Genomic DNA, 12011 nt, shown 5'->3' with positions numbered 1-12011 from the left:
CCGCCGTCAGCGGCGCATGCGCAGCCCGGAACGGCTGGTGGCCGTGCTGGGCGACGACGCACCCCATGCCGCGCCGGCAAAGACCGTCTGCAAGGCCTGGCCGTCCTGGGTGTAGTGCAGCTCGGTGCCGTCCGGGGCCGCGAGCTCAGCCAGCGCATCCTTCAACACCACTAGCCCTCGCGCCTGATCGTCGACCTCCATGTCCAGCCTGTGGTGGGTGACGGCCTCACCCGGCGTGGCCTGCGAGCCGCCCCAGCCGAGCAGGCTGCCCAACGCATCGGCCTGCAGCACGCGCTCGATGGTCTCGTGCACCAGCGGCAGACGCCCGGCCAGCCCCGGGGAGAGCGGCAGCTTGGCGTAGACGAAGAAGGACACGGCCGCATTCTCGCGCACGGCCAGGATGCCTGAAGCGGCCCCAGGCCTCAGCCCATCGTCCCGCGCGCCTGCATGGCCTCGCGCCAGCGCCGCAGGTTGGCGTGCTCGTCACCCGGCTTGAACTTCACGACACGCGCGAAGTCCAGCGCCACGACGGCCGTGATGTCGGCGATGCTGAACTGCCCGGCAGCGATGAAGTCGCGGCCTTCGAGGTGGGCGTCCAGCGCCTTGAAGAAATGGCCGAGCCGCGCCATCCCGCGCTCGGCCAGCGCCGGGATCTGCGCGTAGTTGACGGGCCCCGGCAGCGCCCGGTCCACCATCGCCGGGCTGCTGTTGCGCAGGGCCTCGGCGATTGCCAGCAGTCCCTCGAACTCGACGCGCCATTGCCAGCCGGCGACCTCTGCCTTCTCCAGCGGCGTGCGGCCCAGCAGCGGCGGCTCGGGCCAGCACGCCTCGACGTAGGCCGCGATGGCCGCGTTGTCGGTCAGCACGGCCCCCTCCTCCGTCACCAGGGCCGGCACCGTGCATTGCGGGTTGATGCGCCGGAAGGCTTCGCCCAGCTGCTCGCCGCTGCGCAGGTCCACCTGCACCGTCTCGTGGGGAGCGCCCTTCTCGGCCAGCAGGATGCGCGCGCGGCGCGGGCTGGGCGCGGTGGCGCAGTCGTAGAGGGTCATCATGGCGTCGTCACAAGCTTGTCCTGGGTCTTGGTGTCGAAGTCGCCGGCCTCGTGGCGCTCGTGCAGCTGGCTGGCCGGATCGCCCCAGGTGCGGTTGACCTTGCGCCCGCGCTGCACGGCGGGGCGCCGGGCGATTTCGTCGGCCCAGCGGATGACGTGGGTGTATTCATGCACCGAAAGGAACTCCCCGGCACCGTAGAGCTGCCCCTTGGCCAGTGCGCCATACCAGGGCCAGGTAGCCATGTCGGCAATCGAGTAGGCCTCGCCTGCCAGATAGGGCCGATCGGCCAGATGCCGGTTCAGCACGTCGAGCTGGCGCTTGACCTCCATCGCATAGCGGTCGATGGGGTATTCCAGCTTCTCGGGCGCGTAGGCATAGAAATGCCCGAAGCCCCCGCCCAGGAAGGGCGCGCTACCCATCTGCCAGAACAGCCAGCTCAGCGCCTCGGCCCGCGCCGCCCCGCCAGCGGGCATGAAGGCGTCCCCGAACTTCTCCGAGAGATACATCAGTATGGCGCCCGACTCGAACACCCGCACCGGCTGTGCGTCAGGTCCGCCGCTGCGGTCCACCAGCGCGGGAATCTTGGAGTTGGGGTTGGCCGCGACGAAGCCGCTGCCGAACTGCTGCCCCTCGTTGATGCGGATCAGCCAGGCATCGTACTCGGCGCCCGCATGGCCCAGCGCCAGCAGCTCCTCCAGCATGACGGTGACCTTGATGCCATTGGGCGTTCCCAGCGAGTACAGCTGCAGCGGATGGCGGCCGACCGGCAGCGCCTTCTCGTGAGTGGCGCCGGCTAAAGGCCGGTTGATGTTGGCGAACTGGCCACCGCTGGCCTTGTTCCAGGTCCAGACCGGGGGCGGGGTGTAGGCATCGGTCATCGGGCATTCCTTTCCAGCCACGACGGTAACGCGTGTCCAAGCACCCAGCCGCGCTACGGTCTTGGCACGGCCTGGGACAATCCCGCCCCATGCGTATCGACTTCATCTCCGACATCGTCTGCCCCTGGTGCGCCATCGGCCTCTACTCGCTGGAAGCCGCCGCCGCCCGCATTCCAGGGCTGACGCTGGACTTGCACTTTCACCCCTTCGAGCTCAACCCCGGCATGGGGCGCGAGGGCCAGGACATCGAGGAACATCTGGCGCAGAAATACGGCGCCAGTCCGGCCCAGCTGGCGGGCACGCGCCAGGCCATCCGCGAGCGCGGTGCGGCCCTGGGCTTCGACTTCGCAATGCAGGCGCGCAGCCGCATCTACAACACCCGCGACGCCCATCGCCTGCTGCACTGGGTCGACGAGGCCTTCGGCGGCACTGTGCAGCGTGCACTGAAAGTTGCGATGCTCAGGGCCTATTTCACCGAAGGCCGTGACGTGTCCGACCCCACCGTGCTGCTGGACCTGGCGGTGGCCGCAGGCCTGCCCGCCGCCGAGACGCGGGAGCTGCTGGCCAGCCGCCGCTACGACGCCGAGGTGGCTGCGGCCGAAGCCGAGGTGCAGCGCCAGGGCATCAGCGCCGTGCCGGCCATCGTCGTCAACCAGCGCCACCTGATCCAGGGCGGGCAGTCCGTCGAAGTCTTCGAGCAACTGCTGCGCCAGGTGATGGCTCAGCCGGCCTGAACGGGCGCGCGGCGGCGGCTTCGCCAGGCGGGGCTCCTGCTCAGCGAGGCCACCATGAAGAAGCATCTCGCCCTGCCCGGCCTGCTGACATGAGGCCGCCGCCGGACCTGAGACAATGGCTGCTCATTTCCGAAGCCCGCCGCTGGCGGGCTTCTTGTTTCTCCAGCGCCCATGTTCAAGAACCTGATCACCTACCGCATCGGCGAAGGCTGGCAGACCGATGCCGCCCAGCTCGCCGAACAGCTCGCCAAGGAACCGTTCCTGGCCTGCGCCCCCACCCAGCCCCTGGCCGTGGGCTGGGCACCGCCGCGCGGCATCGAGCACGCGCCTCTCGTCGAGGTTGTCGACGGCCACTGGCTCGTCAAGCTCAAGCGCGAGCAGCGCCTGCTGCCCTCCTCCGTCGTGCAGGAGCGCGTGGACGAGCTCGCCGAACACATCGAGGCCACCACCGGCCGCAAGCCCGGCAAGAAGGCCAAGAAGGAGCTCAAGGAGCAGGCCGCCCACGAGCTGCTGCCACGCGCCTTCACCAAGACCTCGGCCACCCAGGTCTGGATCGCCCCCAAGGAGCGCCTGCTATTCGTCGACGCCGGCTCCAGCAGCCGCGCCGACGAGGTCATCACGCTGCTGATCCAGGCCAGCCCGGGCCTCTCCCTGCAGCTGGTGCAGACAGCCGAGAGCCCCGCCGCCTGCATGGCCGCCTGGCTGATGGACGGCGTGACGCCCGAGGGCTTCCAGATCGAGCGCGAGTGCGAGTTGAAGGGCAGCGACGATCAGAAGCCCGTCGTGCGCTACGCCCGCCATCCTCTCGACATCGACGAGGTCCGCGCCCACCTGACCAGCGGCAAGATGCCCACACGCCTGGCCCTGAGCTGGAACGAGCGCGTGGCCTTCACGCTGACCGAGGGCTTTGCGATCAAGAAGATCAGCTTCCTGGACCTGGCCTTCGAGGGCCGGCCAGAGGCCAGCGGCGACGAAGCCTTCGACGCCGACCTGGCCCTGGCCACAGGCGAGCTGGGCCGGCTGATCCCGGCGCTGATCGAAGGCCTGGGCGGCGAGCACGACTTCGCCGCTGCCGGCACGGCGCCGGCACCGGCCCCCGCCGCGCTGGCCACGGAGCCTCTCGTCGAGGGCGAAGCCCCCTGGTAAGCCGTCAGAAGCCCAGCCTGAGCGTCACCCGCACGGTGCGCGGCTCGGCGGGATGGACGTGCCGGTCTGCCACCGGCGCGGCTTCGCCGGGCAGCTGCGACACGTAGAAATACTCGATGTCGTTGACCCGGCGGTTGCCGAGGTTGAAAAGGTCCAGCGTCAACTCGCTGCCGGCCCACAGCCGGCGGCTGACGCGCAGATTGGTCGTCAGCGATACGCGCGAGCGCACGCTGTTGTCTTCGATCAGCGCGCCGGCGCCGAGGTAGCGCCACTGCACGCTGGCCGACCAGGCGCCCAGATCGCGCACGGCGACGGCGACGGAGCCCACCTTGTCGACCGCGTTGGGGATGCGGTCACCGCCGGCAAAGCGGGCATGCGTCCAGGCCAGGTCGGCGTCCACCAGCAGCCAGGGCACCGGGACGTAGCGGTTGTTCCACTCGATGCCGCGGCGCCGGCTGGGCCGGTTGGGCTCGGTCGCACCGGCGTCGCCCACGTAGACGAGCTCGGAGTCGAAGTCCAGCTTCCACAGCGCCAGCGAGGACTGCAGGCCTGGCACCCACTCCGTGCGCGCGCCCAGCTCCAGGCCGCGCGCGGCGGCGAGTCCGGGCACCTTGTCGACGGGGCCACCCGTCCTGGGATCGATGGTGGCCGTCGTGCCGCGCGCATCGTTGCTGTGAAAGCCCCGGCCGGCGTTGAAGAAGAACTCCGTCTTCGCCCAGGGGCCGGCGATCAGCGACAGCTTGGGCGAGAACAGATGGGCCGAGGCGCGGCCCGAGTTGGCCGCCAGTGTCAGCGCGTCCACCTGAAAGCGCGCCTGATCGGCCCGCAGGCCGACGACGCTGCGCAGCCAGGGCATCAGCTCCACCGAGGTCTGGCCGTAGAGGCCGAGCAGAGTCTGGCGCACCTCGTCGTCCCGCGTCGTCGCCGTGATGCGGCGGGCCACGGTGTCGAACAAGCCCACGCGGATGCGGTCGTGGCGCAGTTGCAGGCCGACCTCGCTGCGCGCCGGCAGGTCGCCCAGCCGATGCTCCGCCGCGTGGCTGAGGTCGAAGCCCCCGACCGAGCGCCGGTCCTGCTGCGAGAACTGGTCGCCCTGCGCCGGCCGCTCCAGCGCGTAAGTGAAGTTGGAGAAGAGCTGGAGTCGGTAGCTCATCGCATAGGCCGCGACGCGCGTGACCCCGGCCTCGGTGGCGCGATGCCATTCGCCGGACAAGCTGCCGCGGCGCGTCTCGCCGCCGTCGCTGGTGTCGATGGCGTCGAAGCGGTCGAAGCCGGCGTCGATGAGGCGCTCGGGCACCTGGTCGGTCGAGTTCCACTTGGCGTCATAGCCCATCAGGCTGGCATGCCAGCCCTCGGCCCGGGTGCCGCCGGAGAGCGTCAGCACGCCGTTGCGCTTGCGAAGCTGCTCGGGCAATTTCCAGGGGCCGTCGTTGTGCTGCAGCTCGGCGGCGCCGAGCAGGGCCAGCCCACCGCCCAACGCCGTGGCGCCAGCGCCGACGAAGCGCCGGAACTGGCGTTGGCCCAGCGTCAGCGCGGCGAAGTTGTCGTCCAGCGTGCTGCGGTAGGCGATGTCGGCCGAGCCGGCCGCGGTGAAGTCGCCGTTCTTCGCGAAGTACGGGCCCTTGCGGTATTCGATGCGCTCGACCAGCTCGGGGATGAGGAAGTTCAGGTCCGAGTAGCCCTGGCCATGGCCATGCGTGGGCATGTTGACCGGCAGGCCGTTGACGGTGGTGGCGAAGTCGGTGCCATGGTCAAGGTTGAAGCCGCGCAGGAAGTACTGGTTGGCCTTGCCGTCACCCGAATGCTGGGTGACGATGAGGCCGGGCACGAACTCCAGCACCTCGCCGGGGCGCAGCGCGGGTCGGCTCTTCAGCAGCTCGGCGCGGATGCTGCCCTGGGAAGCGGCATCGGTGCTGCCGATGGCGTTGTCGTAGTGGCGGCCGGTGACTTCGACCTTTTCCAGCACGGCGGCGACGACGACGACGGGGGCCTCGGCCTGAGCCTGGGCCAGGGCGGTGGCGGCAATCAGGCTGGCAGCAGCCAGCAGCGTCGGCCGGAATCGACGGTTTTTGGGCATGGGGCTTCTCGACAACGGGCGCCTCGGGTGCGCGCAGGCACGGCCCGTCGCATCGGGACGGGTCGAACCTGGCGGGGATGAGTGCGGCGCAGAACGCGCCGGAGCGCTCAGCCGCGTGGCGGCGTCAGTGGCGGCGCGACGACGCGACCGCGCCAGTCCGGTTCGGCCGCGGCGGCGTGATCGCCGGCCTCAGGCAGGCCCGGCAACGCCAGGTGGCCCGGCAGCCAGGCCAAGAAGGCCGTCACGCCGCCTTGCAGGGAGTCGTCGCCCGCGTCGCCGACGGCCAGGACGTCGGCGCTGTCGTGCGAATGCCTGTGCAGGACGCCGCCATGCGCATGCAGCGTGTCTGCAGCCCCAAGGCCGATCGCCCAGCTGAACCCGGGCCCCTGGAGCCGCGGGTCCTGGCCGCCGTGCAGACGGTCCAGCAGGACCCGCAGTGCCGATGGCGGCGACGCCGCCGGTGCGCTGCCCGCATGCAGGTGCCGCTGCCCCTGCAGGCCGGCCACGAGCTGCAGCACGCCCTGCAGCGGCAATACCACCAGCAGCAGCGCGAGCATGCCGGCGCGGGTTCGGTGCAGCAACAAGGACAGGACGGGTGGCACAGGCTGGAAAGAGGTAGCCGCGGGCGGAACCAAACGGTGCATCTTCAGCCGCAGGCGTTGCCGGCGTATGACATGCGGTTCATGCTCCTACGCAGCCGGTCCCCGGGCAGATTCGCGCGCGCGCCGCGCTTCACCAGCTCGTGAAGGGCTTCACTGCCAGATTGGCATTGACGTAGCGGCCGTCGCCGGTCACTTCGGCGGCCAGCCAGGCCGGCCGGGCAAAGACCTGGCCCTCGTCGGCCAGCTCGATCTCGGCGACGACCAGGCCCGCGTTGGCACCGAGGAATTCGTCAACCTCCCAGGTCATGCCCTCGAACACGCACAGGTGGCGGATCTTCTCGACGAGCGGGCCGTCGCACATCGCCAGCAGCTGACGGGCATCGGCGACGGGCAGCTCGTACTCGAACTCGGCCCGCGTGGCGCCGCGGGTGGCACCCTTGATGGTCAGGAAGGCCCGCGCGCCGGCGATGCGCACGCGCACCGTGCGCGCCGGGTCGCGGCTGAGGTAGCCCTGGCTGAAGCGGGTCTGCCGCTCGGCCGGCTGACGCCAGCCATCGCCGCTGACGAGGAATTTGCGTTCGATCTCAATGCCCATGCTCGGCTGCCTTGGCTGCGGCCTCGCGCAGCTTGTCCTTCTTGCTCTTGCGCGTCGTGCTCTTGATACCGCCCGTAGCCTGCGCCTCGGTGGCCACCGCCTGGGGTTCGAAGCCCGCCAGCCGCTCGCGCAGCACGCGCTGGCCCTGGCGCTTCTCGATGAGGCGGAAATGGCTCTCGGCGTTCTCGGCGCTGTCTGCGCAGATGAAGCTGATGGCCACGCCGGCCGCCCCTGCGCGGCCGGTGCGGCCGATGCGGTGGGTGTAGTCGGCCGCGGAGCGCGGCAGCTCGTAGTTGACGACGGCATCCAGCGCATCCACGTGCAGGCCGCGCGCGGCAACATCGGTGGCCACCAGCACCTTGACGCTGCCGGCCTTCAGCGCGGCCAGCACGTCGCGGCGCGCGCCCTGGCTCAGCTCGCCGTGCAGCACACCGGCCTTGAAGCCGTGGGCGAACAGCTTGTCCGACACCAGCTCGGCCGTGTAGCGGCTGGCGACGAACACCAGCGCGCGCCCCCAGCCCTCGTCGCGCAGCAGCTGGCGCAGGGCCGGCAGGCGCTGGGCGCGGTCGAGCTGGAAGGCGCGCTGCGTGATCTGCGGCGCCGCCTCCTCGATGTGGATGCGCACCGGGTCGCGCAGCAACTGCTCGGCCAGCGCCTGCACGGCCGGCGGGAAGGTGGCCGAGAACAGCAGCGACTGGCGACGCGCCGGCAGCAGGACCAGCACGCGCTGCAACTCCTCGGCGAAGCCCTGGCCGAGCAGCCGGTCGGCCTCGTCCAGCACCAGGCAATCGACCCCGGAGAGCTGCAGGCCGTTGTGGTCGAGCAGGTCCAGCAGCCGGCCGGGCGTGGCGACCATGACGTCGCAGCCGCCGCGCAGGGCCATCAGCTGCGGGTTGATGGACACGCCGCCGAAGGCCAGCGCGACCTTGGGGCGGTGCAGCAGCAGGGCCGACAACTCGCGCAGCAGGCCGGCGGTCTGGGCCGCCAGCTCGCGCGTGGGAGCCAGCACCAGCGCGCGCGGGCCCGGCCGCGGCGGCGAGGCCACCAGCCGCTGCAGCAGCGGCAGCGCGAAGGCGGCGGTTTTGCCGGAGCCGGTCTGCGCCAGGGCCAGCACGTCGGCACCGGCCAGGATGGGCGGCAGCGCGGCGGTCTGGACGGCGGTGGGCGCGTGATAGCCCTGGTCGCGCACGGCGCGCAGCAGGGCGGGCGAGAGGCCCAGGGAGGCGAAGGACATGCCGCGATTGTCGCGGCGACCCCGCGGCGTCAGAACAGCTTTTGCTGATCGCCCGCCAGCTGGCCGACGGCGCGCGCCTCGATGAGCAGCATGCGGCGCTTGGTCTCGACCCCGCCCGGCGCCGAAAAACCGGTCGGCTCGCCGCCCGCACCCATCACCCGATGGCAGGGCACGATGGGCGGAAACGGGTTGTCGCCCTCGGCGCGGCCGACCGCGCGCGCCGCACCGGGCTGGCCCATGGCGGCGGCGATCTCGCCGTAGGTGCGGGTCTGGCCGGGCGGGATGGCGCGGGTCAGCGCATGCACCTGGCGGCGGAATTCGGGGATGCCGCGCTCGTCGAGCACGATGTCGCTCAGGTCGCGTACCTCGCCGGCCAGCAGCGCACAGATGCCGTCGACGGCACGGGCAATGTGAGGCGGCAGCTCAGCGGCCGGCTCCGCGTTGGGATGGCGCCGCTTCAGCCGTGCCAGGCTGGCATCGGGCAGCAGCGAGGCGACGATGCCGCGCTCGCTCCAGACGACGCCGCAGCGGCCCAGCGCCGTGTCGAAGCCGTGGCACCACAGCGGCTCGTCCGGCGGCAGCGCGGGGCCGATGTCAGGGTCGTCGACAAATTCGCTCATGTGGTCTCAGGCGGCCTAGGCAGCAACCGCCAGGCCCGACAGGCGCGCGGCCGTCGCCTGCGCGGCGACCTCGCGCGGCGCCAGCGTCTTCAGGCGGTGGTCGCTCCAGACCTGACGCCAGCGGCGCGCGCCGGGCGTGCCGTTCCACAAGCCGAGCGCATGGCGCATGGCGTGCGGCCAGGACCGGCCAGCAGCGTGCAGGCGGTCCAGGTAATCCAGCCATTGCGCCTCGACCTGCTCGCGCGACGCGGCCGGGTCGGCGGCGCCGAAGAAGCGCGAGTCCCACCGCGCCATACTCCAGGGCTCGTGGTAGGCCTCGCGGCCGATCATCACGCCGTCGACCTGCGTCAGTTGCTCGGCGATCTCGTCCGGTGTCTTCAGGCCGCCATTAATGGCGATGGTCAGCTGCGGGAACTCGCGCTTGAGCTGGGCGACGAGGCCATAGCGCAGCGGCGGGATATCGCGGTTTTCCTTGGGCGACAGGCCCTGCAGCCAGGCATTGCGGGCATGCACGATAAAGACCTCGCAGCCAGCCTCGGCCACGGTCGCGACGAAGTCGCGCACGAAGTCATAGCTCTCGATCCTGTCGATGCCGATGCGGTGCTTGACGGTGACGGGCAGCGAGGTCGCGTCGCGCATGGCCTTCACGCAGTCGGCCACCAGTCGCGGCTCGGCCATCAGGCAGGCGCCGAAGGCTCCTTTCTTCACGCGCGGGCTGGGGCAGCCGCAGTTCAGGTTGACCTCGTCATAGCCCCAGCGCTCAGCCAGCTTCGCGCAGGCGGCGAGGTCGCCCGGCTCGCTGCCACCCAGCTGCAACGCGACTGGATGCTCCTCGGGATTGAAATCGAGGTGACGCGGCTGGTCACCATGCAGCAACGCGCCTGTCGTCACCATCTCGGTGTAGAGCAGCGCACGGCGGGTGATGAGCCGGTGCAGGTAGCGGCAGTGGCGATCCGTCCAGTCCATCATGGGGGCGACGGACAGGCGCCAGGGCGAGGTCATGACAGATCCTTCAGCGGATGCCGGTCTGGCGCCCAGGGGCTGACGAAGAAGGCCGCCACCTCGGCGGCGTCCACCTCGGCGACGGTTGCCGGCGCCCAGCGCGGCGCGTGGTCCTTGTCGACCGCCAGCGCGCGGATGCCCTCCACCGTCTCGCTGCGCGCCGCACCGCGCAGGTGGAAGGCGTGGTGCACGAGGTCGCGCTCCAGGCGCAGGTCGTCGGCCAGGCTGAGCCTGCGGCCACGGCGCACCAGTTCCAGCGTGACGGCCATCATGGTGGGCGAGCGCTTGAGAAGGGTGTGGTGGGTGTGGCGGGCCCAGTCGTCATCGGCGGCGGCCAGCGAGGCGAGGATGCCGCCCAGCGTCGCTTCGCCGAAGTGGCCGTCGATGCGCTCGGCCGCGGCCTTGGGATCGGCCGTGGGCGCGAGGTCGGCACGCTCCATGACGGTGGCGACGACATGCTCGGCGCTGGGCTGGGGGCTGGCCTTGAGGGCATGGACGAGGTCGTCCCACTGCGAGGCCGGCACGTAGACGTCGCCCAGGCCCCACTCGATGGCGTCGCCCGCCGCGATGGCCTGGCCCGTCAGCGCCAGCCATTCGCCGACATGGCCCGGACATTGGGCCAGGAAGTAGCCGCCGCCCACGTCGGGGAACAGGCCAATGCCGGTCTCGGGCATGGCGAGCTTGGAGCGGTCGCTCAGCACGCGCAGCTTGGCGCCCTGGCTGATGCCCATGCCGCCGCCCATGACGATGCCGTCCATCAACGCGATGTAGGGCTTGGGGTAGGCGTGGATGAGGTGGTTGAGGCGGTATTCCTCAGTGAAGAAATCCTCCAGCGCCGGGTCGCCGGCATGGGCGGCCTGGTGGAAGAAGCGGATGTCGCCGCCGGCGCAGAAGGCCGGCGGCCGGCCCTCACGGCCGGCGCCGAGCACGGCGACGGCCTGGATCTCCGGCCGAGTGGCCCAGTGGCGCAGCAGCGTCGTCATGTCGCGGATCATGGCGATCGACAGCGCATTGAGCGCCTGCGGGCGGTTCAGCGTGATGAGGCCCAGGCAGCCGTTCACCTCGGCCAGGATCTGGCCATCGGACACCAGGGTGGGGATCAGGTCGTTCATGCGTTCTTCGGGACGGATTTGACGGAGGACGGCGCGAAGGCTTCGTTGGCGACGAGCGCGAGCAGCACGAGGCTACCGCCGATCAGGGCTGCGCTGCCTGGGTGTTCGCCCGCAAACAGCCAGGCCCAGAGCACGCCCAGCAGGGTTTCGGCCTGGCCCAGCAGCGCCAGTTCGTGGCCGGGCAGCTCCCGCGCCAGGCGCACGGCCATCAGGCAGGGCACGGCGAGCTGGAAGACGCCGAGGAAGGCCAGCAGGCCCAGGTCGTGCGCGCCGGCCTGCAGCGGCCAGGCCAGCGGCAGCGTGGCAGCCATCGAGATCAGCGCGCCGATGAGCACGGCGGGCAGCATGTCGGTGTCGCCCTGGCCGACCTTTTGCAGCAGGCACCAGTTGGAGGCTGCCGCCAGCGGCACGCCCAGCGCGACGAAGACGCCGAGCAACGGCCCACCCAACTGGCCGCCGAACATCCAGGCGATGCCGGCGCCCGCCACAGCGATGGCCCACCAGGTCCGCGTCGGCACCGGCTGATGCAGGAAGACCCGCGCGAACACCGCCGTGAACAGCGGCGACAGCGACATCGTGACCAGCACATTGGCCACCGTGGTGAGCGACAGCGCCACCATGAAGGCCGTGAACATGATGGCCCAGCAGAGCCCGGAGGCCCATACCGCCGCGCCGCGCATGGCGCCCAGCAGCGCCCTGCCCCTCATCACGCCGAGGATGAGCAGCAACGCCACGGCGTTGAAGCTGCTGCGCCAGAACGTGATCTCGAAGCCCCGCGCCGCCTCCAGATGCCGCGTGACCACGCCCGCCGAACTCCACATCAGCGTGACCAGCAGCATCAGCAGGACGGCGGATCGATGACTCATGAACGAGCGCCCCTGAAAAGGGGCGCGGGCAATCTTCTGGCTAGAGCCCCCTCGCGGAGGGGGCTGGGGGAGCACAACATTCCCGCGGGGACC

Annotated in this window: 13 protein-coding genes; 2 read left to right on the top strand and 11 right to left on the bottom strand. The window is 70.9% G+C overall.

What is annotated here, in order from left to right; genetic code table 11:
- Positions 1 to 6: 6 nt before the first annotated feature.
- From AC07VX_RS06515 to yghU, 3 genes are read right to left on the bottom strand one after another with little or no spacing between them, the layout of a single operon-like run.
- Positions 7 to 393 carry a hypothetical protein gene (locus AC07VX_RS06515; RefSeq protein WP_493183875.1) on the bottom strand — a complete coding sequence of 129 codons (387 nt, stop codon included), beginning with the start codon at positions 391 to 393 and terminating at the stop codon, positions 7 to 9.
- Between the two features lie 29 nt (positions 394 to 422).
- The gene (locus tag AC07VX_RS06510) at positions 423 to 1052 is read right to left on the bottom strand and encodes a glutathione S-transferase family protein (RefSeq protein WP_493163913.1); all 630 of its coding nucleotides are present in this window, start codon (positions 1050 to 1052) and stop codon (positions 423 to 425) included.
- Positions 1049 to 1930, bottom strand: a complete 882-nt coding sequence (yghU, locus tag AC07VX_RS06505) for a glutathione-dependent disulfide-bond oxidoreductase (RefSeq protein WP_493163912.1) — start codon at positions 1928 to 1930, stop codon at positions 1049 to 1051. Before yghU ends, AC07VX_RS06510 begins: the two co-directional genes overlap by 4 nt.
- A gap of 89 nt (positions 1931 to 2019) precedes the next feature.
- Between yghU and AC07VX_RS06500 the strand changes: the two genes are divergently transcribed.
- The gene (locus AC07VX_RS06500; RefSeq protein ID WP_493163911.1) at positions 2020 to 2664 is read left to right on the top strand and encodes a DsbA family oxidoreductase; all 645 of its coding nucleotides are present in this window, start codon (positions 2020 to 2022) and stop codon (positions 2662 to 2664) included.
- 171 nt (positions 2665 to 2835) lie between these two features.
- On the top strand, positions 2836 to 3810 hold the full coding sequence (locus AC07VX_RS06495) for a recombination-associated protein RdgC (RefSeq protein WP_493163910.1): 975 nt from the start codon (positions 2836 to 2838) through the stop codon (positions 3808 to 3810).
- Positions 3811 to 3814: 4 nt separating this feature from the next.
- Here the strand turns inward: AC07VX_RS06495 and AC07VX_RS06490 are convergent, their stop codons facing one another.
- The 8 genes from AC07VX_RS06490 to AC07VX_RS06455 form a co-directional block, all read right to left on the bottom strand.
- A complete protein-coding gene (locus AC07VX_RS06490) occupies positions 3815 to 5887 on the bottom strand; it encodes a TonB-dependent receptor (RefSeq protein ID WP_493163909.1) in 2073 nt (690 codons plus the stop codon).
- 107 nt (positions 5888 to 5994) lie between these two features.
- Complete coding sequence (locus tag AC07VX_RS06485; protein ID WP_493163908.1) at positions 5995 to 6444, bottom strand: hypothetical protein; 450 nt, start codon at positions 6442 to 6444, stop codon at positions 5995 to 5997.
- A 175-nt stretch (positions 6445 to 6619) separates the two neighbouring features.
- Positions 6620 to 7084, bottom strand: a complete 465-nt coding sequence (locus AC07VX_RS06480) for a CYTH domain-containing protein (protein WP_493163907.1) — start codon at positions 7082 to 7084, stop codon at positions 6620 to 6622.
- Positions 7074 to 8318: a DEAD/DEAH box helicase gene (locus AC07VX_RS06475; protein ID WP_493163906.1), complete on the bottom strand. Its 1245-nt coding sequence runs from the start codon at positions 8316 to 8318 to the stop codon at positions 7074 to 7076. Before AC07VX_RS06475 ends, AC07VX_RS06480 begins: the two co-directional genes overlap by 11 nt.
- 29 nt (positions 8319 to 8347) lie before the next feature.
- Positions 8348 to 8938 (bottom strand): methylated-DNA--[protein]-cysteine S-methyltransferase, encoded by a 591-nt coding sequence (locus AC07VX_RS06470; RefSeq protein ID WP_493163905.1) that lies wholly within the window; start codon positions 8936 to 8938, stop codon positions 8348 to 8350.
- Between the two features lie 15 nt (positions 8939 to 8953).
- Positions 8954 to 9940, bottom strand: coding sequence for a tRNA dihydrouridine(20/20a) synthase DusA (gene dusA / locus AC07VX_RS06465; RefSeq protein WP_493163904.1), 987 nt, complete (start codon positions 9938 to 9940; stop codon positions 8954 to 8956).
- Positions 9937 to 11052, bottom strand: a complete 1116-nt coding sequence (locus AC07VX_RS06460) for an enoyl-CoA hydratase/isomerase family protein (protein ID WP_493163903.1) — start codon at positions 11050 to 11052, stop codon at positions 9937 to 9939. The genes dusA and AC07VX_RS06460 overlap by 4 nt, the downstream gene beginning before the upstream one ends.
- Positions 11049 to 11918 carry a DMT family transporter gene (locus tag AC07VX_RS06455; protein WP_493163902.1) on the bottom strand — a complete coding sequence of 290 codons (870 nt, stop codon included), beginning with the start codon at positions 11916 to 11918 and terminating at the stop codon, positions 11049 to 11051. The genes AC07VX_RS06460 and AC07VX_RS06455 overlap by 4 nt, the downstream gene beginning before the upstream one ends.
- Positions 11919 to 12011: the final 93 nt, after the last annotated feature.

The organism is Roseateles sp. GW821-FHT03B02 (assembly GCF_059421025.1).
Note: the sequence above shows the minus strand (reverse complement) of the source record. Positions and strands in the feature narration are given on the sequence as shown.

Excerpts from the sequence above, each read along its gene's own strand:
- AC07VX_RS06510 (WP_493163913.1), bottom strand. The coding sequence starts at position 1,052 with ATGATGACCCTCTACGACTGCGCCACCGCGCCCAGCCCGCGCCGCGCG.
- yghU (WP_493163912.1), bottom strand. The coding sequence starts at position 1,930 with ATGACCGATGCCTACACCCCGCCCCCGGTCTGGACCTGGAACAAGGCC.
- AC07VX_RS06500 (WP_493163911.1), top strand. The coding sequence starts at position 2,020 with ATGCGTATCGACTTCATCTCCGACATCGTCTGCCCCTGGTGCGCCATC.
- AC07VX_RS06495 (WP_493163910.1), top strand. The coding sequence starts at position 2,836 with ATGTTCAAGAACCTGATCACCTACCGCATCGGCGAAGGCTGGCAGACC.
- AC07VX_RS06490 (WP_493163909.1), bottom strand. The coding sequence starts at position 5,887 with ATGCCCAAAAACCGTCGATTCCGGCCGACGCTGCTGGCTGCTGCCAGC.
- AC07VX_RS06485 (WP_493163908.1), bottom strand. The coding sequence starts at position 6,444 with ATGCTCGCGCTGCTGCTGGTGGTATTGCCGCTGCAGGGCGTGCTGCAG.
- AC07VX_RS06480 (WP_493163907.1), bottom strand. The coding sequence starts at position 7,084 with ATGGGCATTGAGATCGAACGCAAATTCCTCGTCAGCGGCGATGGCTGG.
- AC07VX_RS06475 (WP_493163906.1), bottom strand. The coding sequence starts at position 8,318 with ATGTCCTTCGCCTCCCTGGGCCTCTCGCCCGCCCTGCTGCGCGCCGTG.
- AC07VX_RS06470 (WP_493163905.1), bottom strand. The coding sequence starts at position 8,938 with ATGAGCGAATTTGTCGACGACCCTGACATCGGCCCCGCGCTGCCGCCG.
- dusA (WP_493163904.1), bottom strand. The coding sequence starts at position 9,940 with ATGACCTCGCCCTGGCGCCTGTCCGTCGCCCCCATGATGGACTGGACG.
- AC07VX_RS06460 (WP_493163903.1), bottom strand. The coding sequence starts at position 11,052 with ATGAACGACCTGATCCCCACCCTGGTGTCCGATGGCCAGATCCTGGCC.
- AC07VX_RS06455 (WP_493163902.1), bottom strand. The coding sequence starts at position 11,918 with ATGAGTCATCGATCCGCCGTCCTGCTGATGCTGCTGGTCACGCTGATG.